This is a genomic window from Agrobacterium tumefaciens (assembly GCA_025559845.1).
Classification (GTDB): domain Bacteria; phylum Pseudomonadota; class Alphaproteobacteria; order Rhizobiales; family Rhizobiaceae; genus Agrobacterium.
The window spans coordinates 2,257,448-2,280,690 of sequence record CP048469.1 but is presented as its reverse complement, the minus strand read 5'-3'; the positions used below and the strand labels follow the sequence as shown (position 1 = coordinate 2,280,690).

Sequence of the window (23,243 nt, the reverse complement as noted above, 5' to 3'; positions counted from 1 at the left end):
TGTCCTCAGCCCTTGGGAGGGGTGCCCTTCTGATAGCGGGAAACGAGTTGAATCAAACCAAGGCAACCCCAGGTGATGCCGAAGGAAATCACGGCAAGCGCTGCCGGTTCGTAGGCGCGGTTGGCGCCGAGCAGCTGCATGTAGGGACCAAAGGCAGGTCGGTTTAGAAGTGCAGCCATGGTGAACTCACCGATGACAATGGCAAATGTCAGGAAGGCTCCCGACAACACGGCGACCAGCACATTCGGCAAAATGATACGCGCAAGGATCGTCGTCCAACCGGCACCAAGACTTTGCGCCGCTTCGGTCAGCGTCGCCACATCGATGGTTCGAAGTCCGGTATCGACGGCGCGGTACATGTAGGGCAGCGCGAGGGTCGTATAACCGAACATCAGCAATAGATTGGTGCCGGTAATCGTGCCCGTGAGAGGAAGCCAGCTCGAAGTGTTATAGAGCCGGATGTAACCGAAGACGATGACGATGGCCGGAATGACCAGCGGCAGAAGCGTGATGAATTCAATGATCGGCCGCAGACCAGGCAGTTTCAGTCGTACCCAGTAAGCGGTTGGAACCACCAGCACGACACCGAAGACAATGGTAAACAATGCCATCATCACGGAGTAACTGAAGGTCTCCTGAAAGCGCGGGTCGCTCAGGACCTTGGCATAGGCGTCGAAGGAATATTCGCCGCGTCGCATTTTCAGCGAGAAGTTCGTCATGCCGATCAGCGGCAGGGCGAAATAGAGAATTCCGAAGAGCAGGGCGCCCCAGGCAAAAAGCCGCTTCATTTCAGCCACCTCTCGCTGCGCGTGCGCATCCAGATATAGAGTGTGTTGGCGATGCAGGTGACGATAATCATGCCGAAGGCCAGTGCATAACCAAGATTGGGATTGCCCAGGACGTCACCGCGGATCTGCGCAAACAGCAGGATCGGAACGATGCTGAGCGATGAGCCGGTCAACGCGATGGCGGTTGCAACCGCGCCGAAAGCATTTGCGAACAGCAGCGAGAAGGTACCGAGAAGCGAAGGCAGCAGAATTGGGAATGCCACCATACGCCAGTATTGCGTGCCGCTCGCGCCGAGAATTTCGGCTGCTTCACGCCATTCGCGCTTCAGGCCATCAAGGGCCGGGGTAATGATGAGGATCATCAACGGTATCTGGAAAAACAGATAGGTGATCGTCAGTCCCCAGAAGGAAAGGATGTTGAAGCCCAGCATGCGCAGGTCGATACCGATCTGCGTTTTCAAAAACACGGTGATCAGACCGACGGGACCAAGCGTCGCGATGAAGGCGAAGGCAAGCGGTACGCCAGCAAACTGCGAGGCAACACCGGAAAAGGTCAGCAGTGGCCCGCGAATTTTCTGTGGCAAGCCACCCAGTACGACTGCGGATGCCACGGAAAAACCGATCAGACAGCCGAAGAAGGCCGATGCAATGCTGATTTTGATGGAAATCCAGTAGGCTGCAAGAATGGACGGTGTAAACAGTCCGATAATGTTATCGAACGTGAAGCCGCCTTCCGCATTCTGAAAAGCGCCGACGACGATTTTCATCGTCGGCAAAATCAGAAAGAGCAGGACAAAAATGGCAAATGGCACCACACCTATCCAGTGAAGCGGCAATTTCTTGCCCACGGTGGATGGTCCGCCGGTGTTTGTTGATGGCATGCCGTGTCCCCAAACGCCGCTTTAAAACGGTCTGTTTCGCGCATCGCCTGTAAACCGGAAACAATTTCCGACGGGGCAATGAACAGATTCAATAATTTTATGCGTCGTTGCGCACGGGCTCAGTCTGACTGCGGAACGCAAGACGCTTTTATCAAATAAGCACCCCGGCCTTTTGAAAAGCCGGGGTGAATGTTTTCAACAGTTTACTTCACGTTCGCGCCGACAACGCTGTCCCAGCCACCGGTTACGGCAGCCTTGTTGGCATCCACTTCCTCGAGGGTTGGGAAGTAGGCCTTCTCATAGGCTGCTGCCGGCGGCAGGCTGTCGATCAGTTCCTGCGGAACCTTGCCAGCCTTGACCATGGCGTTGAAGCGGATCGGGTGGCAATAGCCCTTCAGCCAGCCGAGCTGACCGTCATCCGAATAGAGGTGTTCCATCCACAGCTTGGCTGCGTTCGGATGCGGTGCGTAAGCGGAGATGCCCTGAACGTAAACACCGGCAAGCACGCCCTTGGCAGGTACGACGACTTCGGTCGGCGGGTTGTCGTTCAGCGTTTTCTGCCAGGAAAGCGCGTTGTAGTCCCAGGCAACGACGATCGGCGTCGCGCCCTGCGCCAGCGTACCGGCCTTGCCGATAACGGGCAGGAAGTTGCCAGCCTTGTTGAGGTCGGCGAAGTATTTCAGGCCAGCTTCGCCAGCTTCCTTGCCGGACTTCGCATCGGCAGCAAGACCAGCAGCGAGAACGCTGAGGATTGCCTGGTTGGACGCGCGCGGGTCACCTGCGAGAGCGACCTGACCGGAGAATTCAGGCTTCAGGAGATCGGCCCAGTCCTTCGGCGATTCCTTGACGAGATCCTTGTTCACCATGAAGGACATCACGCCGTAGTAGTCACCGTACCAGTAACCTTCGGCATCCTTCACGTTGTCCGGAATTTCGTCCCAGGTGGAAACCTTGTAAGGCTGCAGCAGGCCTTCAGCCTTCATCTGCGGGCCGAATGCGAGACCGACGTCGATGACGTCAGGTGCCTGCGGGCCCTTGTTGTCCTTGTTGGCCTTTACGGCTTCAACTTCGTCGGCAGAACCGGCGTCAGGGTTCAGTTCGTTGACGGTGATTTCCGGATATTTTGCCTTGAAGGAAGCAATCACGTCGCCGTAACCGCACCAGTCGTGCGGCAGAGCGATGGTCGTCAGCATGCCTTCTTTCTTGGCGGCTGCGATCAGTTCGGCGCTCGGTTCGGCCGCAGCGATCGCGGTGGATGCGATGACCATAGCAGTGGTGAGCGATAGCAGTCGGCGGCTGTGTGAGATCACTTTGGTTCTCCTCTTGGTGTCTCATGCGTCGGCGGACGCTGATACGTGGGTTGCATGAAGGTTATGTGACAACTGTGTCGGGCAGTTTCCCGCCCTTCTCATGGTCCCGGCCGTTTTCTTGCCATCATTGCGCCTTGTTGTCGCCGTGATATTTGAGAAACGACATAATAAGTCTGTGTTGCGTCCTTGGCGACGATAATGCGCAAATAAGACGCCCGTTTTTAAGTTTCCCCTTTCCCCGGTTTTCTGAAGAGCCGGGTCTGTTCAAACAGCCCCTCCAGCGAATTCATGCGCTGACGGGTTTCCTCCCAGCCATTGCTCTGGACCGCTTCGATCAGCGCTTCCACGACAAACAGCGTCACCACCGAGCTGTCCCACGCGGAGGGTGCCTCTATTCTGACGCGGAAGGTGTGTTTGGCAAAGCGGGAAACGGGCGATGTCCACTGATCGGTGAACAGCAATATGCTCACATTATTGTCATGGGCCACCTGCGCCAGCGTCACCATGTCCCGCTCGTAGCGGCGGATATCGAAGATCACCAGCACGTCACCCGCGTTCATGTTCAGCATATATTGCGGCCATGAACTGGAGTTCGACGACATCAACGCCGTCTTGGGCCGGATGACCTGCATATGCGTGAAGAAATACTCGGCAATCGCGCCGGTGATGCGGCCGCCGACGAAGTAGATGCTGCGCTTTCTATCCGAGAGCAACGTCGCGGCACTATCGAAATCGGCCGTATCCAGATCACTCAGTGTCTCGCGCAGATTGCTGGTGATCGCTTCGGCAAAGCGATTGAGGATATGCAGGCCCGGCGCATTGGTCGCCCATCTGTCATGCTTGGCGACGGGGCCGGAGATGGTGGCCTCGAGTTCCTGATGCAAACGCGCCTGAAATTCGGGATAGCCCTTGTAGCCCAGTTTCTGGACCATGCGCGCCACGGTCGGCGTGGAAACACCGGCGTTTTCCGCAATCGTCGTGATGCTTCCAAGACCTGAAACGGGGTAGTTGCCAAGAAGGCTTTCCGCCAACCGCTTTTCAGAACGGGTCAGCGTCTCATAATGCGCATGAATGACGTCTGCTACCGTTGCTGTGGAGCTTCGCAAACTTTTCCCCTTCCGGTCTTTTCGCCGGTCTGTTTGAAAAAATAAAACATCTGGGCCTGCCATCGAGTCAATGGAAAAATGAAGAGATAATTTCAAAATTCCATTTGACACTCGCCATAATGTGAAGAATTCTTTTCGTGCTGGCGGGGCAGCGGGCTTTTCGGACGGGGTGCGTGCATGACGGTACGTTCACGGTTTTTCACTGAGGCGGAAGGGGAAGCCGTCGCCGTGGAAAACGCAGCAGCAAAGGGCGATGTGCTTCTCGTCTGCGAACATGCATCCGCGACCGTTCCAGAAAAATACGGGACATTGGGGCTGACGGCGGATGTGTTATCGAGCCACATTGCCTGGGACCCAGGTGCATTGGCGGTATCGCGATTGCTGTCACGAAAGCTTGATGCCACGCTCGTTTATCAACGCTTCTCCCGACTGATCTACGATTGCAATCGCCCTCCCGAGTCGTCTTCGGCGATGCCGGTGAAGAGTGAAATCCACGAAATTCCGGGAAATTTCGACCTCGATGACGCGGAGAAATTCGCTCGCACCTCAGCTCTTTATGTGCCGTTTCATGATCGCGTCGATGCGATCATCGCAGAGCGGCAGGCAAACAGGCAGGAGACGGTCGTAGTGACCGTTCACAGCTTTACGCCTGTGTATCACGGGCGGTTTCGCGAGGTTGAAGTCGGCGTTCTGCACGATACCGACAGCCGTCTGGCTGATGCGATGCTTCGGTCGGCTGCGGGAGGCCTCGATGTCAGGCGCAATGAACCCTACGGACCTGATGACGGCGTAACGCATACGCTGAGGCTGCACGCGCTGCCGGACGGTTTTTTGAATGTGATGATCGAAATTCGAAACGATCTGATTGCCACTGCCGACGACCAGTCGGCGATGGCCGATTTTCTATACGAGCTTATGGGGAAGGCGCTCTCATCGTTCGATGAGTGAGGGAGCAACAGGCTGGCCAACGGTGAAAACACCGGGGCCAGCCTTTTTATGACAAGGCCGCACAGAAGCCGGAACGGCACAATGCGGATAGGGAACAGCGAGTGCGTGAGGTGTTGTCGTGCATGCGTGCCGACTGCGCCGGAGACTGGGGCACAATCGGCCAATAGCGGCTGACTGGCTTGTTTTTTTCTTAGATCAGGAGAGAAGGGCATGGACAGTTCATCAGCAGGCGTCAGCTATAAAAAAGCGGACGCATCCTATTTCGAAAAGCGGGGACTTTCCCGTTATGCAGGCGTGTGGTCTTTATGGTCGCTGGGCGTTGGCGCAGTGATTTCAGGCCATTTTTCCGGTTGGAACTTCGGTTTTGCCACGGGCGGCTGGGGTGGCATGCTGGTTGCCGGCATCATCATCGCCATCATGTATCTGGGACTGACGTTTTCGATTGCGGAAATGAGCCCGGCTCTGCCGCACACAGGCGCGGCCTATTCTTTCGCACGAACCGCCATGGGCCCGTGGGGCGGCTTCATCACCGGTCTTTGCGAGAACGTCGAGTATGTTCTGACGCCCGCCGTAGTGGTGACATTCATCACCGCCTACGTGAACTCGATCTTGGGCCTTGATCCGGCCTATTCACCCTTCGTGTGGATCGTGTTCTACCTTATTTTCCTTGGGCTTAACATTTTCGGACTGGAACTGTCCTTCAAGGTGACGCTGGTCATCACGCTGATTTCGCTTGGCGTTCTGGTGTTCTTCTGGATGAGCGCCATCCCCAACATCGACTTCTCGCGCTGGGCGCTGAATATCGGCGTCGGTCCGGATGGCGCTGCGGTCGAACTGCCGGAAGGTAACGGCTCGTTCTTCCCCTTCGGTTTCTCCGGTGTTCTGGCAACCTTGCCTTTTGCGGTCTGGCTGTTTCTTGCCATCGAGCAGCTTCCGCTGGCGGCAGAAGAATCCGTTGATCCGAAGCGCGACATGCCAAAGGGCATCATTCTCGGCATGGTTACGCTGATGGTGTCGGCTTTCATGATCGTGCTGCTCAACCCGTCGCTTCCGGGTGTTGGCGCTTTCCACCTTGGTTCATCGCTTGAGCCGCTGCTGGATGGTTTCAAGGCGATCTATGGTGACGGTGGCGTGGTTCTGCTCGGTCTTGTGGCACTGACCGGTCTTATCGCCAGCTTCCACACGATCCTTTACGCACAAGGCCGCCAGATTTACTCGCTGTCGCGTGCGGGTTATTTCCCGACTGCGCTTTCGATCACCCACTCCAGATACAAGACGCCATTCGTTGCCAACATTGCCGGTGCCGTGGTCGGTCTGGCCGTGATGCTCGCCATCTGGTTCGCACTTGGTGCGGAGCAGGGCGGCAGCATCATCGGCAGCGTACTTTTGAACATGGCAGTCTTCGGTGCGATGTTCTCCTACATCATGCAGGCAATTTCGTTCATCCTGCTCAGGAAGAACCTGCCGCATATTGAACGGCCGTTCCGCTCGCCTTTCGGCGTTCCCGGTGCTGTCCTGACAATCGTCATTGCCATCGTCACACTGCTTTACCAGATCCAGGACCCCAATTTCAGCAAGGGTGTGCTGTGGGTGGCCGTCTGGTTTGCCGTCGCTATTGCCTACTTCGCCTTCGTCGGCCGTCATCGCCTGATCCTCTCGCCGGAGGAAGAATTTGCGATGGAGCACAAACAGGCAGCGGCAAATGCCACCTCGGCTGCAAAGGCCTGACATTGATTGTAACGGGCGGCCGGTAAACGGCCGCCCCCATAAAATATAAAAGGGAACGGACACAAGACATGGCGACCTACTCATTCGATGCCCTCAAACTGGATGTCGCCGACGGGCGCATCGACACCGTTCTCGCATGTCTGGTGGATATGCAGGGCCGTTTGATGGGGAAGCGTTTTCAGGCGGAGTTTTTCGTCGAGAGCGCCTTTCAGGAAACCCATAGCTGCAACTATCTGCTTGCCACTGACATGGAGATGGAGACGGTTCCGGGCTACAAGGCATCGAGCTGGGAACGGGGTTACGGCGACTATACGATGAAGCCGGATCTTTCGACGTTGCGCAAAGTGCCTTGGCTGGAAGGAACAGCGCTGGTGCTGTGCGACGTGCTGGATCATCACACGCACGCCGAAGTGCCGCATTCGCCGCGTGCGCTGTTGAAGAAGCAGGTCGCACGCCTGGAGGCGATGGGGCTGAAAGCCTATATGGCCAGCGAACTGGAGTTCTTCCTGTTCGACCAGACTTTTGACGCGGCGCGTACCAGCGGATATCGCAATCTCAATCTCGCCAGCGGTTACAACGAAGACTATCACATCTTTCAGACGACCAAGGAAGAGGATGTCATGCGCGCCCTGCGCAAAGGGCTGCAGGGGGCCGGCATTCCGGTCGAAAACTCCAAGGGTGAGGCTTCAGCCGGCCAGGAGGAAATCAACGTCCGTTACGCAGACGCTCTGACCATGGCCGACCGGCATGCCATCATCAAGAACGCGACAAAGGAAATTGCCTGGTCAAAGGGCAAGGCTGTCACGTTCCTCGCCAAATGGAACTACAGCGCGGCAGGAAGCTCCTCTCATATTCATCAGTCGTTGTGGAGCGCCGATGGCAAGACCTCCGCTTTCTTCGACAAGGATGCAGAGCACGGCATGTCCGAACTAATGCGGCATTATGTTGCCGGGCTTTTGGCGCATGCCAGCGAAATCACCTATTTCCTGGCGCCCTATATCAATTCCTACAAGCGTTTCATGGCCGGAACCTTCGCGCCGACAAAGGCAATCTGGAGCCTGGACAACCGCACCGCTGGCTACCGTCTTTGCGGAGAAGACACGAAGGCGATCCGGGTAGAATGCCGTGTCGGCGGCTCTGACCTTAATCCTTATCTTGCCATGGCGGCATTGCTGGCGGCGGGCATTGACGGCATTGAAAATAAGCTGGAACTTGAGCCCGCCTTTGTCGGCGATGCCTATGGTGGAGAGGTGCGCGAGATACCCAAGACGCTGCGTGACGCAACGACCTTTCTGCAGGGGTCGAAAATGCTGCGCGATGCCTTTGGTGACGACGTGATCGACCACTATGTGCGCGCTGCAAAATGGGAGCAGGAAGAATACGACCGCCGCGTGACGGACTGGGAAGTCGCCCGCGGTTTCGAGAGAGCCTAAATCATTACGGGAATTTATCATGACAATGATCCAGAATATTTCGCCGATTGATGGCTCGGTTTATGCCGAGCGTGAGGCGATGCCGCTGGAGGCGGCGCGCGCCGCCGTCGCAAGGGCGCGCAAGGCTCAGAAGGACTGGGCTCGACGCCCGCTTGAAGACCGCGTGCAGCTTGTCTTGAAAGGCGTTGCGCGGTTGAACGAGATGGTTGGCGAAGTTGTGCCGGAACTGGCCCACATGATGGGCCGTCCGGTTCGCTATGGCGGGGAATTCAAGGGGTTCAACGAGCGCTCGAACTATGTCGCATCGATTGCGGCGGATGCTTTGGCCCCTTTGGTCATCGAGGAAAGTGGCAATTTCGAACGTCGCATCGAGCGTGAGGCCCATGGCGTTGTCTTCGTGATCGCGCCTTGGAACTACCCCTACATGACGGCGATCAATACGGTTGCTCCAGCTTTGATGGCGGGCAACACGGTTGTCATCAAGCATGCCGCGCAAACCCTGCTGGTCGGAGAGCGTATGGTGCGCGCCTTTGTCGAGGCGGGTGTGCCGGAGGACGTCTTCATCAATGTTTTCCTCGATCATGCGACAACATCGGCGCTGATTTCCGAGGGGCTGTTCAACTTCGTCAATTTCACCGGATCGGTGGAAGGCGGTCGCGCCATCGAACGGGCTGCGGCTGGAACCTTCACCGGGCTTGGCCTGGAACTTGGCGGCAAGGACCCCGGCTATGTGATGGAAGACGCCGATCTCGACGCTGCCGTCGATACGCTGATGGACGGCGCCACCTATAATTCCGGGCAGTGCTGCTGCGGCATCGAGCGTGTCTACGTCAATGAAAATCTCTACGATGCCTTCGTCGAGAAGTCCGTCGCCTGGGTTTCCAACTACAAGCTCGGCAACCCGCTGGAGCAGGAGACGACGCTTGGACCAATGGCCAACAAGCGCTTCGCCAAGGTCGTTCGCGCCCAGATCGCCGATGCCGTTGCCAAGGGCGCAAAAGCCTTGGTCGACGCAAAACTTTTCCCCGCCGATGACGGCGAGAGCGCTTATGTCGCTCCGCAGGTTCTCGTCAATGTCGACCACTCCATGGAGTTCATGACGGAAGAGACATTTGGCCCGGCTGTCGGCATCATGAAGGTCAAGAACGACGATGAAGCCATCTCCCTGATGAACGACAGCAAATATGGTCTGACTGCTTCGCTGTGGACGCAGGACGCTGCACGTGCCGGGCGGATCGGCCGCGAGATTGAAACCGGAACCGTGTTCATGAACCGGGCGGACTATCTCGACCCGGCGCTCTGCTGGACCGGCGTGAAGGAAACCGGTCGTGGCGGATCGCTTTCCGTACTCGGCTTCCAGAACCTGACCCGCCCGAAATCCTACCATTTGAAGAAAGTCACGAAATGAATATCGTCGCCAACTGGAGTTATCCCACTGCCGTCAAGCTCGGACGTGGTCGCATCAAGGAACTGGCCGATGCCTGCAAGACACTTGGCATAAAGAAACCGCTGCTGGTGACGGATCGTGGTCTGGCCAATATGGCGATCACCGGCCACGCGCTCGATGTCCTGGAAGAGGCGGGTCTCGGTCGTGCACTTTTTGCCGACGTCGACCAGAATCCGAACGAAATCAATCTCGATGCGGGTCTTAAAGTGTATCGCGATGGCGGCCACGACGGTGTTGTTGCCTTCGGTGGCGGGTCCGGCCTCGATCTTGGCAAGACCATTGCCTTCATGGCCGGACAGACACGTCCTGTCTGGGACTTCGAAGATATTGGTGACTGGTGGACACGGGCCGATGCGTCGAAGATCGCGCCAATCGTTGCCGTTCCAACCACGGCGGGGACCGGTTCGGAAGTCGGGCGTGCCAGCGTCATCACCAATTCGCAGACTCATGTGAAAAAGATCATCTTCCATCCGAAGATGCTTCCAGGCGTGGTGATCTGCGACCCTGAACTGACGGTCGGTATGCCGAAGGTCATCACGGCTGGGACAGGCATGGACGCTTTTGCGCATTGCCTCGAGGCATATTCCTCACCGTTCTACCATCCGATGAGCGCTGGCGTTGCGCTGGAAGGTCTTCGGCTCGTCAAGGAATACCTGCCGCGTGCCTATCGCGAGGGAACGGATATCGAGGCGCGCACGAATATGATGGCAGCGGCGGCAATGGGTGCCGTGGCGTTCCAGAAGGGGCTTGGTGCGATCCATTCGCTGTCGCACCCGATTGGTGCTGTCTACAATACCCATCATGGCATGACCAACGCCGTTGTCATGCCGGCGGTCCTGCGCTTCAACCGTCCGGCCATCGAGGACAAGATCGGCCGTGCGGCAGCGTATCTCGGTATTTCCGGCGGTTTCGATGGCTTCTATGATTACGTTCTGGAGCTTCGCAAGGAGCTTGGCGTGCCGGAAAACCTGACGGCCATGGGCATCAAGCCGGATCGTATCGATGAACTTGTGGCTGAGGCGATCAAAGATCCGAGTTGCGGCGGCAATCCGGTTGAAATGACCCTGGAAAACACAAAAAAACTGTTCGAAGACTGCTTTTAAAAGGCATTTGTGATGAAGCTGAAATTGCCCTTTTTCGGGCCTCTCATTGCGTTGGCGATTTTCAGCCTTCCCGTTGTCGCTCATGCTGAAAATTTTCAGGGGCTTTCCGGGCAAGGCTACAAGGTTGCTGCGCTGAGTAACAACAAGGCTGGCGTGAAGGGTTGGACCCTATCGAAAGGACCTGTTCGTTACTTTTGTGAGTTGCGAGCATCGTTGGCTTATTCAGGCAAGAACGGCATGGTTTCGTTCACCAGTGCGGGGCGTGTGATGACGCTTGATCGCGCCGCATTCGAAAAAAGAATGGGTGGTCCTGATAAAAGCCTGCCGCAATATGAGGATCTTAAGGCCGGGCGACCACGACCGGTCGATGTCGGTTCGTGCCGCAAGCTCCGATAGTTGAGTAAGAAACCCGCGACGATCCCTGATCCTCGCGGGTTTTTACTGCGCCAGGAAACGATCTTATCCATTTGTTAACCATGATCGTTAAGCTTATGGAAAGCACCATGATTTGTCCGGTGCGCATGGGAGCATGATCCGGCTCCGATTTATCGGAGACGACATGTCTGTCATTACATTTGCCAACACCAAAGGCGGGGCAGGGAAAACAACTGCAGTTCTGCTGCTTGCAACAGAATTGGCCCGGGCGGGGCACCGCGTTACGGTTCTCGATGCTGATCCGCAATTGTGGATTTCTCGCTGGTACGAACTCTCCGGTGAAATCCAGAACCTTTCCGTCATCTCGCACGTCACCATGGCCTCGCTGGAGGGCCATATTCGTGAGAACAGGATCAGTACGGACTGTTTCATCATAGACTTGCCGGGAACGAAAAATCCGTTGCTGACCATGGCGCTCGGCATATCCGATCACGTCCTCATCCCTGTTCAGGGCTGTGCCATGGATGCGCGCGGTGCGGCGGAAGTGCTGGAACATATCGACTTCCTGAACCGCAAAATGGACAAAGCCATCTCACATTCCGTCGTGCTGACCCGCGTGAATGCGATGGTTGCCACGCGATCTTTGTTGCTGGTCAAAATGCTGCTGGCGGAGAGAAATGTATCGGTCCTGAACACGCCAATCGCCGAACGGGCAGCCTATCGCGATATTTTCGATTATGGCGGCACACTGCACTGTCTTGATAAGGGCAAGGTCAACAATGTCGACAAGGCGCAGGAAAATGCCCGCGCTTTTGCGACTGAGGTGCTCAGTCTTCTTCCGCGTCGGATGTTGCGTTCAGGCGCGCAACCGCGTGCCATTTTCATGCGTAAGGCCGCCTGACACATCAGGACGGGCTGTCTTGTCCAAAGGCAGCCCAAATTTTTTCTTGATTTGGAAATGATCGTTTTCTATATAGCGGTCATGAGCACGAAAACAGAAATTGCCAGTCAGGATCAGCGTCAACGCGGCAGGCCGCGTGAGTTCGATATCGAACCAGCGCTTGACGGTGCCATCCGGGTTTTTTCCGAGCGTGGTTATCATGCCACGTCGATCGGTGATCTCGCCATCGCGATGGAACTGGCTCAGGGCAGTATCTACAAAGCGTTCAAAGACAAGAAGGCTGTCTTCATCGCGGCGATGGATCGCTACAGAACAGTTCAGACAGAGCGGTTCGAACAGGCGATTGCCGGGCTTGGTACAGGTCGCGAGCGTCTGCGGGCTGGGATGATGTTTTATGCGTCTCGTTCTCATGGCGCCTCCGGGTCGGAAGGATGTCTTGTGGTCGGTGCTGTCGCGGATCTCGCAGCACTTGATGATGACATGGCTGCCGTTGTCGACAGGGCTGTGAAGGCGAGGGAAAAGATCATTTCGCGTATCGTGCGTGAGGGGCAGCAGGATGGTTCGATCAATCCAGATGTTGATGCCGATGATTTGGCCCGGTCGATGTTGTGTTTGATGTATGGGATGCGCGTGGTCGGAAAGACCGGGCGGACGCTCGAGCAGATGATCGGCGTGGTTGATGTCGCGATGCGGCTAGCCCTTTGAATTGCCATTTGATTTTACGACTATTTAGGAAATGACTATTTCCGAATTTGGAGACTATGATGACGACACGGACGATTGAGGGGCAAGGGTTGCATGAGGCATCCATATCCCCCGCTTTGACATTCTTACTGGCCAGCGCCTGTGGGTTGATTGCTGCCAATCTCTATTACGGTCAGCCACTTGCAGGCATTATCGGTGCCGAACTCGGCCTTTCCTCGGCTGCCACCGGCCTGATCGTCACTTTGACACAGATCGGTTATGGCGTCGGCCTGCTGTTCGTCGTGCCGCTTGGAGATCTCGTCGAGAACCGCAAGCTTGTCGTCAGTGCTGTGTCCATGGCAGTGCTGTCACTTGTTGCTGCCGCCTTCGCGCCGCATGCCAGCCCCTTCCTGTTTGCGGCGTTTCTGATCGGGGTCAGTTCTGTTGCCGTTCAGGTCATTGTTCCCTATGCCGCCCATATGGCGCCGCATGCCATACGTGGTCGCGTCGTCGGCAACGTCATGAGTGGTCTGATGGTCGGCATCATGCTGGCACGGCCGGTGTCCAGTCTGCTATCGGAAGTCGTCTCGTGGCGGGGCGTCTATCTGGTTTCGGCCGTGGTAATGGCAATTCTTGCTGTCGTCCTCTTTCGACTGCTGCCGGTTCGACAGCCCGAGTCACGTCTGGGCTACGGTGCGCTGATGGCGTCAATGGGTAAGCTTGCCGTCAACACGCCGCTGCTGCAACGCCGAGCCATCTATCATGCCTTCATGTTTGCAGCGTTCAGTCTGTTCTGGACAACCACACCGCTTTATCTCAGCGGTCCGCACTTCAACCTGAGCCAGGGAGAAATCGCGCTATTTGCTCTTGCAGGTGCGGCGGGTGCCGTGGCAGCGCCGATTGCGGGACGCGTGGCAGACCGCGGCTGGACCTATTCCGCAACCTTTGCGGCGATGGTCATGGTCGCATTGTCCTTTGCCGTCACGCATCTCGCACCCGAAGGATCGCATCTTGCACTGGCCATCCTGGTCGTCGCCGCCATCGTTCTGGACTTCGGTGTCACCACCAACCTCGTGCTTGGGCAGCGTGCTATCTTCACCCTCGGCGCCGAATTCCGCGGCCGCCTGAATGGTATCTACATGGCAACCTTTTTCATGGGCGGCGCCATCGGGTCGGCGGTGGGCGGTTGGGCTTATTCGGTCGGAGAATGGTCGATCGCTTCCTGGGTCGGCTTTGCGATGCCTGTTGCGGCGCTTGTCTACTTCCTGACCGAGAAACGTGGATAACTGCTTCTTATGAAAAAGCCCCGGCAGCATCTGCTCCGGGGCTTTCTTTTTTGGGGTCGGTCAGAAACCTTACTCCGCGAATTCAACGACGACGCCGGGGCGCACCATTTTTGCCAGTTCCGTAGCGTCCCAGTTGGTCAGACGAATACAGCCATGGCTGTTGGTCTTGCCGATCTTGGATGGCTCGGGTGTGCCGTGGATGCCGTAGGTCGGCTTCGACAGAGCGATCCAGACGGTGCCAACAGGTCCGTTCGGACCCGGCGGGATCTGCAGAATCTTGTCGTTCTGGCCCTGCTTGAAGTTGATCTTCGGATTGTAGGTGTAGCCGGGATTAAGAGCGATACGCTCAACCGTATGCGTGCCACTTGGCGACGGGGTATCGGTGGAGCCGATGGTTGCCGGATAGGCTGCGATCAGATTGCCGTCCTGACCATAGGCAAAGACCTGCTTGATGCCCTTGTGGGCAACAATGCGAGCGACCTGTCCCTTTTTCGTGTCGCCAGGGTTCACGACTTTAATGATCGTACCGGGGACAGTGAAGTCGACGCCGGGGTTCAATTCCTTCAGATAGTTCTCGTCCATATGGAAACGCTCGGCCAAGGCTTCCGAGGTAGACGTGAAAGACAGGGCAGGAAGCTGCGATTTCTCAGCATAGTCATCCGGAATGGACGCGACATAAGGACCGGCCGCATCGGCTGCCGTGATCGTGTAGTCAACGATCGGCATGCCGCCCGAAGAGCGCAGGCGTTCCAGAATATCGTCGGAATTGTTCGGATCGAGTTTTTCGCCGGTCATGTCCTGCCAGGCGGAGATGGCCTTGTTGACGTTGTCACCCATCTTGCCGTCTATCACGCCGGGCGAAACACCCTCGCGGTCGAGGAAGGTCTGGAGCGCAACGATCTCCTGACGTGAGCGGTTGACCGGCGTCGTAACGGGTGTGTGCCGTTCGATCAGTCGATCTGGCTGCGGAACAGCTTCAGTTGTGGATTCTCCCGGCATAGGCTGGCCCAACGGCGCGCTTTCGACAGCGCCAGGTCCCGGGACCGAGCCGGTGTAAAGATCATTGTCATTGCCGTCACCGCGATATTCACGGTAGTCGCGCACGCTGCCATTGTCCTGATATCCGTAGTCGCGCTGCGGTTCACGATACTGACCGCCGGGTGCCGGCGGATAGTAGGTGGTGTCGCGCTGCGCCTGCTGACGCCGCTGTCCGTATCCCGGAGGCATTTCCGTTGCGAGCAGGTTACCATAGCGGTCGTAAAGAACGGTACGGCCCATGGCGTCGCGGCTGATGACGATATCGTTGCGGTCTGGCACGAAGTCGAGGACGCGGCCATCCGGAGTGACGAGAACCGGTTGTTCCTGATAGCCATAACGCTGCTGCGCACCAGCCTGTAGCGGTGCAAGCGCGGCTGCCGCTGCAATCGTCAGGCCCATAGCTGCGTTAAGAAACTGTTTCACGATTCTGCAATCCTTGTTTCGGTCACCGACAAACACACCGCAATCTTGACCCTATTGTGAAAAAGGTGAATTCGGGGTTAATGCAATCTTAATTTTGCTGACGATTGATAGCGTTTGCGTGATCGCTGCGATTTTATTGCCACGGAGGAGGTTGTTTTGCGCGAGTTTCAGGCCGGACGTTCGCCACGTATTTTCCTTGATGAAACATCCGTTCTCGATATCGGTTCGCTGTTCGTTGGCGATACCGACATTGCGCCGGGGCGCGCCATTCCCGATGACGGTGATCCCCGTATCGACCACTCGCTTGAAGGTTTTCTGTTTACCTGCGGTCCTGACCATATTCGCCATCCCGAACCGATCGAAGGTAATTCCGAAGGCCGGAAATATCCGTTGCATGGTTCCTTCTCCTCTCATCCTGCGAAGATCGTGGCATTCGAGGTTACGGAAGGAAATGCTTTGGCGCGGGCTGAGGTTCCCGTGACACTTGCCGATGGTGGGACGGCCCTGCTGGAGCGCGAGTGGCGGATAGATGGACAAAGCGGCGAAGTCAGCCTCTCAGACCGTGTCACCAATACCAGTGACGAAATACGGCCGGTCTTTCACATGTATCACATGAACGTCGGCGCGCGCCTGTTCGATGATGGCGTCAGGCTGGAAGGAGCCATGCTTGAAAATGGCGGCCACAGCTGGCGTTTTGGCGAGGAACCGGGCAGCGTATTTTGCGTATCTGCGAGCCAAAGCGGCTCGGACTGGGCCGAGTTGACGCTTGGACCAATCGCCGCGATTGGTGGACGGTCGCTCAAGGTGGCGTTTCGCACCGATACGTTGCCTTATCTGCAGATGTGGAGAAACCAGAAAAGCCCGGCGAATGTGCTTGGCATCGAGCCGGTATCGCATCGCTGGGTTGGGCGCGATGACCTGCGCGCCGCGCAAGAGTTCAACATGCTCAAGCCCGGTGAAAACCGCACCTATGGTTTGCGCTTTTCTATTCTCTGAACTGCCTTTGAATTGGAACGGCGCGTCATTGACGCACCCGTTTTAACCCCTTACATCGGATGCGGATTTCAGGACTGCGCGGCACCCAGATGCGAGATTGCCGCGTTATCGGAGGATATGAAGATGGATATCAGACGTATCGACGACGAATATTCCGTAAGCGGCCAGATCAGCGTTGCCGACCTTGATGAGATCAAGGCGCAGGGCTTCAAGTCTATCGTTTGCCACCGCCCTGATGGCGAAGAAGAGGGCCAGCCGCTTTTTGCTGATATTGCTGAGCGCGCCGAACAGCTCGGCATCACTATCGTGCATGTGCCGGTCGGTCGTTTCGGTGTCGATGCCGATGCGGTTGCAGGCATGGTGGACGCGCTTGATGAGTTGCAGCGCCCCATGCTCGGTTACTGCCGTTCCGGCGCGCGCTCGACGGCGATCTACGAAAAGACCCATCATCTGCGCGGCTGACTGCCGGCACGCATTGTTATTTTAAAAGCTAGTCAACAGGAGTTTATATCATGACCATCAAGCGCATCGAGCCGGGCAAGCGTATGAGCGGCGCCGTTGTTCACGGCAACACCGTTTACCTGGCCGGTCAGGTTGGTGAAGGTGTATCCGTCACCGAACAGAGCAAGTCTGCTCTTGCTGAAGTCGATCGCCTGCTGGCTCTGGCTGGTTCCGACAAGTCGAAGGTTCTTCAGACGATCATCTACCTCTCCGACATGTCGACTTTCGCTGAAATGAACGCTGTCTGGGAAGGCTGGATCGACCCGGCAAACCCGCCGGCACGTGCGACGAGCGAAGCAGCTCTCGCAACGCCTGACTACAAGGTTGAGTTCATCGTTACGGCTGCTCTCTAAGTCGCCAGATGATCTGAAAAAGAAGGCCGGTCGGGGAAATACCGACCGGCCTTTTTGTTTGTTTTGAATCGCCTGGTGCCGTCAATTCGAAGGCTGGCTTAAAGCCTTCGTAAATTGGTTCAGGGTCTCCACACGCGTGTCGAACCAGAGCCGGGCGAGGTCGCTGGCAGAGGCAAGATTGATGCCGTCGGGATCGATCGTCGTAATCGACCAGCGGCCGGTTTTGGCGCCTGCCAGAACCGCGAGGCGAGAGGCTTCACCCTTGATGGCGTTCAGGCGCGTGGCTTCCGTCTCTGCTGCCGCCATCAGCTCTTCAGCACCGGAGAGCTCCGTCTTCAGGTCATCGGGCGTGATGTTGCTCGCGTTACGGGCCGGGCCACCATTGATCTGCACACCCTCGGTTCGCAACCGGTAGAGCTGGGTGTCCGGTAACGACAAATAGAGTTTCGCCTTCGGATAACGCGCGATGTAACGCGCCTTTGCGTCAGGGACATCGTCTTCGCCAATCAGTTCGGCTTTGCCCACCAGAGTCAGTCTCGGCAAGGTCAGCGCATCGCCCTTGTTGAAGGGTGCCAATGTCAGGGAAATGCGTGGATCGGCTTCTATATTGCGGGCGTGCAACGCCAGTCGCGCTGCGAAAAAGAACGGCGTCCCATCCGGGTCGATCGCAACGTTGGTTGCCGTTGTGTAGGGGTATCCGCTGACCGGGTCCAGCGTCGCAAGCGCTGCAATACGGGATGTGTGCAGGACATCGCGGGCAACGCGCACGGCCTCGAACGGTGCGCCAGCCGAGGCTTCGATTTTTGCGCCGCGGGGCGTAATAACAGGCGAGACTTGATCCGGCATGCTGTTTCCTGAGTTTTTAAATCAAGTCAGGATTTACATCATGCCGGAGGCTTGTCCATGGCTCTTATCAAGTCCGGTTGCGAATCTGTGTCAGCGTCCGGGCAGGGGTAATGGCTTCGGCGTCGAGTTTGACTTCGATGATCGCCGGTTTGCCACTGGCACGGGCCCGCTCATAAGCGGGGCCGAAATCGTCTCTCTTCGCCACCAGTTCTCCATGGCCGCCGTAGGCCTTGGCGAAGGCGACGAAATCCGGGTTGACGAGATCGGTTGCGCTGACGCGACCGGGATATTCCCGCTCCTGATGCATACGGATGGTGCCGTAGGTGCCGTTGTTCACCAGCACGGTGATGATCGGCAACCCATATCTGACAGCGGTTATAAACTCCTGTCCGTGCATCATGAAGCAGCCGTCACCGGCAAAGCAGACCACTTCGCGTTCCGGAAACAGGTGTTTGGCGGCGACCGCTGCCGGCAGACCGTAACCCATCGATCCGGAGGTTGGCGCTGATTGCGTGTTGAAGCGGCGGAAACGGTGGAAGCGATGCAGCCAGGTGGCATAATTGCCAGCGCCATTCGTGAAGATTGCATCTTCGGCAACGTTGGCCTCGATCCAGTCCATGATCGGACCCATCTGCACCGGGCCGGGACCGGTTTTGGGCGGGCTCGACCATTTCAGATAGGCGTCGTGCATCGCCGCGGTGCGATCTGCCCAGACAGGGTTGGACGGCGCTTCCAGTGTATCGAGCGCATCGACAAAATCAGTCGTTGAAGCGCAGATGCCGAGATCGGGGCGATAGATGCGGCCGAGCTCTTCCGCTTCCGGGAAGACGTGCACAAGCGTCTGCGAAGGATAGGGGATATCCAGCATGGTGTAACCGGAGGAGGGCATTTCAGACAGCCGGCTGCCGAGAAGCACGATAAGGTCGGCCTCCTTGATTTCCTTCGACAACGCGGGATTTATGCCGATGCCGACATCGCCCGCATAGGAGGGGCTGAGATGGTCGAACAGCATCTGGCGACGGAACGAGCAGCCGACCGGGAGTTTGAAGCGCTCCGCAAACGCCTTGAATTTAGAAACGCTTTCTTCCGTCCAGCGTGTGCCGCCAACGATCACCATCGGACGCTTGGCGTTACCAAGCAGTTCGGCAAATTTTGCCATCTGTTTCGGGCCGGGATGATTTTCGACCGGCGTGTAGGCTTTGGCTGCCGGGGCCTCTACTTCTTCCACCAGCATGTCTTCGGGAAGCGTCAACACCACCGGACCGGGCCGTCCGGACGTGGCAACGGCAAAGGCGCGGGTGACAAATTCGGGAATGCGACGGGCATCATCGATCTCACCCACCCATTTGGCGAATTCGGTGAAGGCGCGGCGATATTCCACTTCCTGAAAAGCTTCGCGTTCGCGTGCGTCGCGCTGGACCTGGCCAATGAACAGGATCATCGGAATGGAATCCTGACGGGCGATGTGGAGGCCCGCCGAAGCGTTGGTCGCGCCGGGACCACGTGTCACCATGCAGATGCCGGGCTGTCCGGTCAGGCGACCCCAGGTATCGGCCATCATCGCAGCTCCGCCTTCCTGACGGCAAACGATGGTCTCAATGCTGCTATCGTAAAGCGCATCCAGAACCGCCAGATAACTTTCGCCCGGAACGCACGAGACGCGCGAGACCCCGTTGGCCTTCAACGCATCGACAATCAATTCTCCACCCGTTTTCTTCATTGTGCCGACATCCTCCCTTCGATCTCCTCCAACTCGACCAATACGTCCTGCTGATGTTCTCCCAGACGCGGGCTTGGCCGTTCGTAACGCAGGGGCGTTTCCGACAAAACGATCGGTGTACGAACCCCCGGAATGGTGGTGCCATCTGCCGCTTGCAGATCGACGCGCAGACCTCTGGCCTGTACCTGCGGATCGGCAAACATTTCCTCAATCGAATTGATTGGACCAGCCGGAACGGCATTTGTTTCGCAGGCCGTCAGAAGGTCACGTTTCATCCATTTCAGTGTTTCTGTCGACACGATCTGTCGGACATCGAGCTTGTGGGCCACACGGGCCTTATTGGTCGCGTAACGCTCGTCGTCTGCGATCGTGCCTATGCCGAGAATTTTGCACAGGCGGCGGAATTGTCCATCGTTGCCAACGGCGAGAATGAGAAAGCCATCGGCGGTGGGGACGACCTCGTAAGGCGAGATGTTCGGATGTGCATTGCCAAGCCGAACCGGTGCCTTGCCGGAAATCAGATAATTCATGTTCTGGTTGGCCAGGACCGCTGACTGCACGTCCAGAAGCGCCATGTCGATGTGCTGGCCTTCGCCGGTGCGCATGGCATGGATGAGTGCAGCCTGAATGGCGGTGACGGAATAGATGCCGGTGAAGATGTCGGCGACCGCCACGCCTGCCTTCATCGGCTGGCCGTCGGGTTCGCCGGTGATCGACATGAAACCGGACATGCCCTGGACGATGTAGTCGTAACCGGCAAAATCCGCGTAAGGGCCGGTCTGCCCAAAGCCGGTGATGGAGCAATAGATCAGTTTGGGATTGATGGCCTTCAGACTGTCGTAGTCGAGGCCGTATTTCTCCAGCCCGCCGCGTTTGAAGTTCTCGATGACGACATCGGCGGTTTTGACGAGGCGGCGCACCAGTTCGCAGCCGTCCTCCGTCTTGAGATCGGCGACGATGGAACGCTTGCCACGGTTGGTGGCGTGATAATAAGCGGCGGACAGATTATCCCCATCGACACTCTCCACAAAGGGCGGACCCCAGGCGCGGGTATCATCGCCGCCCTCGGGATTTTCGACCTTGATGACATCGGCACCCATGTCCGCCAGCATCTGCCCCGCCCATGGGCCGGCCAGAACGCGGGCCAGTTCGATAACGCGGATGCCGGAAAGGGGCGGTTGTTTCTCGGTGATCTGACGGGTCATATCCTCAGCCATTAGCTCATGGTGCAAGCGGTTGGTTCTCGACATCGGAAACCGGTTTGGAGGCGAAGCGACGCTCCCTCCAGATGATATAGAGGCCGGAGGCGACGATGATCGCGATGCCCAGCCATTTCAGCGGATCGGGGAAGTGGTTGAACACCAGCCAGCCAAAGATCGTTGCCGAGACGATTTCCAGATATTGCAGCGGCGCGAGTGTCGATGCGGGCGCGGCGCGATAGGCATAGACGCTGAGAATGCCGGAGAGACTTGCCGAAATGCCCACACCCAGCAGGTAGAGTGACGTCGTCGGATCGGGTGCGACAAAGGATAGGCCGGGCATGCCCAGTGCATCGCTGAACAGGATGGGTAGGGCGCAAAATGCAAAACCCCACATGCCTGTCTGGAATTGCATGCTCCACGGATCTTCGGTTCGCGAACGAACCCGTGTCAGGATCGCAAAAATGGCAATGCAGAAAGCCGAGACAACGGGAAAGAGCGCAACATAGCCGACTTCGGTAAAACTCGGCTGGATCACGAGGATTGCGCCGAAGAAACCGACGGCACAGGCCGTATACCGGCGCCAGCCAATTGTCTCCTTGAGCAGAATGCTGCTCATGATCGTCAGGATGATCGGCTCTACGAAGAAGATCGCGATGGCGTCCGCGACCTCCATGAATTCCAGCGTTGCGACAAAGCTGACCATGGACAAAGCGAGGATGCCGCCGCGCACAATATGAAAACCGGTGCCACTCCACGAAAATGACAGGAGGCCGGGGCGCATGAAGAGGATTGGCAACATGGCCAAGGTCTGAACGATGAAGCGTGCGGCACTGATCTCGACGGTATGAATGGTCGTGATGGCGAGCTTGGCAAAAATGTCGATGATCGGCGAAATCATCACCGCCAGAAACATCAGCAACATGCCGGTGGGGACACTCGTTCCGCCTGATTTCGGCGTCGTCATCGTTTTATTGGAGGCGGAACCTGATGTCATGCAGACGGCACTTTCGTTCTCGTAGTTGTGCAACCGCAGGTCCATCTATAACCAGCCGCTGACGACATTGCATTTGATATTAATTCATAATCTTATTCCGTTTAGGCACATGTGCCGTCAGACGGAAATGGTCTTTCTGCACCAGGCTGCGAAGTCCGCCGCCACTGCTTCCCAACCGATCTCGTTCAACGTCTCGTGGCGCATGCCCCTGTAGATCGTCATGTCGATGCGATTGAAGCCCGCTTGCCTGAAACGCTCCGCCAGCCATTCGATTTCCCGGCCATTGTTGGTCGCAGCATCCTGATCGCCGCTGACAAGCAGTACCGGCAGGTTTTTCGGCAGGCGTTCCATCAGTTTCGGGCCACGGTAGGACAGCTCGAAAACATCCTGCCAGAGAGAAACGCTTGCCTCGAACTGGCAGAGCGGATCTTCGACATAGGCGTCGACAGCGGCCCTGTCGTGGCTCAGCCAATCGGCGTGGGTACGTTTTTCAGGCATTTTTGCATTCCAGGTCCGGAACGTCGCTTTCGGCAGGACCGCGCTCGGTACATCCGAACCTTTGAGCATTTTTTCAAGCCGCAGGATGACCTGCGCAATCCGTCCCATGACACCGGGATTGAGGTTTGAGTTCCAGATCGAAAGCCCATCGAAAGCATTCGGGTGGCTGACGGCCGTGTTCAGCGCGATCAGCCCCCCCATCGAGTGCCCGAACAGGATCACCGGCAGGCCGGGATGTTTTTCTCCAATCATTCGGCGCATGGTCATCACATCGGCGATGACCTTGCTGGCGCCATCCTTCCAGGCGAAGCGGCCCAGCGGGGCGTCTGATGCCCTGGTACGGCCGTGACCACGATGGTCATGTGCGTAGACCTCGAATCCCTGTTTCGACATGACGTCTGCGAAATGTCTGTACCGGCCCGCATGTTCGACAAGGCCGTGGCAGATCATCAGCACGCCGCAGGCTTGAGGCAAGGCGGTTGGCTGGTGACGATAGGCGATGGACGCACCGGAGGGAGCATCGAGCCTCTGGATGCGGCTGAATTCCATCTCGTCCATGTTTGGCCCCGTTTCGTGCTGACACATTGTCATAATCATGGGGTCATAGTCGTGCCAGAGGTTGCCCCGGAACCCCATTTACCCTACATAGCGGCAAATTTCCCAATCCGAACTTAAAATCCGA

At 57.2% G+C, this 23,243-nt stretch carries 22 protein-coding genes; 12 read left to right on the top strand and 10 right to left on the bottom strand.

All coding sequences use genetic code 11. The features are described from left to right. Positions 1-5 precede the first annotated feature (5 nt). The 4 genes from FY156_11650 to FY156_11635 form a co-directional block, all read right to left on the bottom strand. Complete coding sequence (locus FY156_11650; GenBank protein ID UXS02068.1) at positions 6-788, bottom strand: ABC transporter permease; 783 nt, start codon at positions 786-788, stop codon at positions 6-8. Continuing rightward, complete coding sequence (locus FY156_11645) at positions 785-1,669, bottom strand: ABC transporter permease subunit (protein ID UXS02067.1); 885 nt, start codon at positions 1,667-1,669, stop codon at positions 785-787. Before FY156_11645 ends, FY156_11650 begins: the two co-directional genes overlap by 4 nt. Positions 1,670-1,872: 203 nt before the next feature. Continuing rightward, on the bottom strand, positions 1,873-2,979 hold the full coding sequence (locus FY156_11640; GenBank protein ID UXS02066.1) for an ABC transporter substrate-binding protein: 1,107 nt from the start codon (positions 2,977-2,979) through the stop codon (positions 1,873-1,875). Positions 2,980-3,200: 221 nt separating this feature from the next. Continuing rightward, the gene (locus FY156_11635; protein UXS02065.1) at positions 3,201-4,085 is read right to left on the bottom strand and encodes a MurR/RpiR family transcriptional regulator; all 885 of its coding nucleotides are present in this window, start codon (positions 4,083-4,085) and stop codon (positions 3,201-3,203) included. A gap of 177 nt (positions 4,086-4,262) precedes the next feature. On the opposite strand from FY156_11635, the gene FY156_11630 reads away from it, so the two are divergent. From FY156_11630 to FY156_11590, 9 genes are all read left to right on the top strand, one after another. Beyond that, a complete protein-coding gene (locus tag FY156_11630) occupies positions 4,263-5,033 on the top strand; it encodes an N-formylglutamate amidohydrolase (protein ID UXS02064.1) in 771 nt (256 codons plus the stop codon). Between the two features lie 210 nt (positions 5,034-5,243). Beyond that, entirely contained in the window at positions 5,244-6,761 is a 1,518-nt protein-coding gene (locus FY156_11625; protein ID UXS02063.1) for an amino acid permease, read from the top strand. 68 nt (positions 6,762-6,829) lie between these two features. After that, positions 6,830-8,194 carry a glutamine synthetase gene (locus FY156_11620; protein UXS02062.1) on the top strand — a complete coding sequence of 455 codons (1,365 nt, stop codon included), beginning with the start codon at positions 6,830-6,832 and terminating at the stop codon, positions 8,192-8,194. A gap of 19 nt (positions 8,195-8,213) precedes the next feature. After that, positions 8,214-9,602, top strand: a complete 1,389-nt coding sequence (locus FY156_11615) for an aldehyde dehydrogenase family protein (GenBank protein ID UXS02061.1) — start codon at positions 8,214-8,216, stop codon at positions 9,600-9,602. Then, positions 9,599-10,744, top strand: coding sequence for an iron-containing alcohol dehydrogenase (locus tag FY156_11610; protein UXS02060.1), 1,146 nt, complete (start codon positions 9,599-9,601; stop codon positions 10,742-10,744). The genes FY156_11615 and FY156_11610 overlap by 4 nt, the downstream gene beginning before the upstream one ends. Before the next feature lie 12 nt (positions 10,745-10,756). After that, entirely contained in the window at positions 10,757-11,140 is a 384-nt protein-coding gene (locus tag FY156_11605; GenBank protein ID UXS02059.1) for a hypothetical protein, read from the top strand. A gap of 163 nt (positions 11,141-11,303) precedes the next feature. After that, entirely contained in the window at positions 11,304-12,020 is a 717-nt protein-coding gene (locus FY156_11600; protein UXS02058.1) for a ParA family protein, read from the top strand. Between the two features lie 57 nt (positions 12,021-12,077). After that, positions 12,078-12,725, top strand: coding sequence for a TetR/AcrR family transcriptional regulator (locus FY156_11595; GenBank protein UXS02057.1), 648 nt, complete (start codon positions 12,078-12,080; stop codon positions 12,723-12,725). Between the two features lie 56 nt (positions 12,726-12,781). Beyond that, complete coding sequence (locus FY156_11590) at positions 12,782-13,990, top strand: MFS transporter (GenBank protein ID UXS02056.1); 1,209 nt, start codon at positions 12,782-12,784, stop codon at positions 13,988-13,990. Positions 13,991-14,059: 69 nt separating this feature from the next. Here FY156_11590 and FY156_11585 read toward each other — a convergent pair whose 3' ends face one another. Next, positions 14,060-15,451: a L,D-transpeptidase gene (locus tag FY156_11585; protein ID UXS02055.1), complete on the bottom strand. Its 1,392-nt coding sequence runs from the start codon at positions 15,449-15,451 to the stop codon at positions 14,060-14,062. A gap of 156 nt (positions 15,452-15,607) precedes the next feature. Between FY156_11585 and FY156_11580 the strand changes: the two genes are divergently transcribed. From FY156_11580 to FY156_11570, 3 genes are all read left to right on the top strand, one after another. Continuing rightward, positions 15,608-16,447: a DUF4432 family protein gene (locus tag FY156_11580; GenBank protein UXS02054.1), complete on the top strand. Its 840-nt coding sequence runs from the start codon at positions 15,608-15,610 to the stop codon at positions 16,445-16,447. A gap of 123 nt (positions 16,448-16,570) precedes the next feature. Further along, positions 16,571-16,909: a TIGR01244 family phosphatase gene (locus FY156_11575; protein ID UXS02053.1), complete on the top strand. Its 339-nt coding sequence runs from the start codon at positions 16,571-16,573 to the stop codon at positions 16,907-16,909. Positions 16,910-16,959: 50 nt separating this feature from the next. Further along, complete coding sequence (locus FY156_11570; GenBank protein UXS02052.1) at positions 16,960-17,301, top strand: RidA family protein; 342 nt, start codon at positions 16,960-16,962, stop codon at positions 17,299-17,301. 81 nt (positions 17,302-17,382) lie between these two features. Here the strand turns inward: FY156_11570 and FY156_11565 are convergent, their stop codons facing one another. The 5 genes from FY156_11565 to FY156_11545 all read right to left on the bottom strand — a co-directional run bounded on the left by FY156_11565 (position 17,383) and on the right by FY156_11545 (position 23,146). After that, positions 17,383-18,147: a HugZ family protein gene (locus tag FY156_11565; protein ID UXS02051.1), complete on the bottom strand. Its 765-nt coding sequence runs from the start codon at positions 18,145-18,147 to the stop codon at positions 17,383-17,385. A gap of 67 nt (positions 18,148-18,214) precedes the next feature. Further along, a complete protein-coding gene (locus tag FY156_11560; GenBank protein UXS02050.1) occupies positions 18,215-19,867 on the bottom strand; it encodes a thiamine pyrophosphate-binding protein in 1,653 nt (550 codons plus the stop codon). Then, positions 19,864-21,072, bottom strand: coding sequence for a CoA transferase (locus FY156_11555; protein ID UXS02049.1), 1,209 nt, complete (start codon positions 21,070-21,072; stop codon positions 19,864-19,866). Before FY156_11555 ends, FY156_11560 begins: the two co-directional genes overlap by 4 nt. 16 nt (positions 21,073-21,088) lie before the next feature. Continuing rightward, positions 21,089-22,033 (bottom strand): DMT family transporter, encoded by a 945-nt coding sequence (locus FY156_11550; protein UXS03125.1) that lies wholly within the window; start codon positions 22,031-22,033, stop codon positions 21,089-21,091. Between the two features lie 147 nt (positions 22,034-22,180). Continuing rightward, positions 22,181-23,146 (bottom strand): alpha/beta hydrolase, encoded by a 966-nt coding sequence (locus FY156_11545; protein UXS02048.1) that lies wholly within the window; start codon positions 23,144-23,146, stop codon positions 22,181-22,183. Positions 23,147-23,243 lie beyond the last annotated feature (97 nt).

What these genes read in the sequence shown, in the direction of transcription:
- FY156_11565 (UXS02051.1), bottom strand. Translation starts at nt 18,147, where the DNA reads ATGCCGGATCAAGTCTCGCCTGTTATTACGCCCCGCGGCGCAAAAATC.
- FY156_11555 (UXS02049.1), bottom strand. Translation starts at nt 21,072, where the DNA reads ATGACCCGTCAGATCACCGAGAAACAACCGCCCCTTTCCGGCATCCGC.
- FY156_11590 (UXS02056.1), top strand. Translation starts at nt 12,782, where the DNA reads ATGATGACGACACGGACGATTGAGGGGCAAGGGTTGCATGAGGCATCC.
- FY156_11595 (UXS02057.1), top strand. Translation starts at nt 12,078, where the DNA reads ATGATCGTTTTCTATATAGCGGTCATGAGCACGAAAACAGAAATTGCC.
- FY156_11560 (UXS02050.1), bottom strand. Translation starts at nt 19,867, where the DNA reads ATGAAGAAAACGGGTGGAGAATTGATTGTCGATGCGTTGAAGGCCAAC.
- FY156_11570 (UXS02052.1), top strand. Translation starts at nt 16,960, where the DNA reads ATGACCATCAAGCGCATCGAGCCGGGCAAGCGTATGAGCGGCGCCGTT.
- FY156_11620 (UXS02062.1), top strand. Translation starts at nt 6,830, where the DNA reads ATGGCGACCTACTCATTCGATGCCCTCAAACTGGATGTCGCCGACGGG.
- FY156_11545 (UXS02048.1), bottom strand. Translation starts at nt 23,146, where the DNA reads ATGTGTCAGCACGAAACGGGGCCAAACATGGACGAGATGGAATTCAGC.
- FY156_11625 (UXS02063.1), top strand. Translation starts at nt 5,244, where the DNA reads ATGGACAGTTCATCAGCAGGCGTCAGCTATAAAAAAGCGGACGCATCC.
- FY156_11605 (UXS02059.1), top strand. Translation starts at nt 10,757, where the DNA reads ATGAAGCTGAAATTGCCCTTTTTCGGGCCTCTCATTGCGTTGGCGATT.
- FY156_11610 (UXS02060.1), top strand. Translation starts at nt 9,599, where the DNA reads ATGAATATCGTCGCCAACTGGAGTTATCCCACTGCCGTCAAGCTCGGA.
- FY156_11550 (UXS03125.1), bottom strand. Translation starts at nt 22,033, where the DNA reads ATGACGACGCCGAAATCAGGCGGAACGAGTGTCCCCACCGGCATGTTG.
- FY156_11600 (UXS02058.1), top strand. Translation starts at nt 11,304, where the DNA reads ATGTCTGTCATTACATTTGCCAACACCAAAGGCGGGGCAGGGAAAACA.
- FY156_11615 (UXS02061.1), top strand. Translation starts at nt 8,214, where the DNA reads ATGACAATGATCCAGAATATTTCGCCGATTGATGGCTCGGTTTATGCC.
- FY156_11645 (UXS02067.1), bottom strand. Translation starts at nt 1,669, where the DNA reads ATGCCATCAACAAACACCGGCGGACCATCCACCGTGGGCAAGAAATTG.
- FY156_11630 (UXS02064.1), top strand. Translation starts at nt 4,263, where the DNA reads ATGACGGTACGTTCACGGTTTTTCACTGAGGCGGAAGGGGAAGCCGTC.
- FY156_11650 (UXS02068.1), bottom strand. Translation starts at nt 788, where the DNA reads ATGAAGCGGCTTTTTGCCTGGGGCGCCCTGCTCTTCGGAATTCTCTAT.
- FY156_11575 (UXS02053.1), top strand. Translation starts at nt 16,571, where the DNA reads ATGGATATCAGACGTATCGACGACGAATATTCCGTAAGCGGCCAGATC.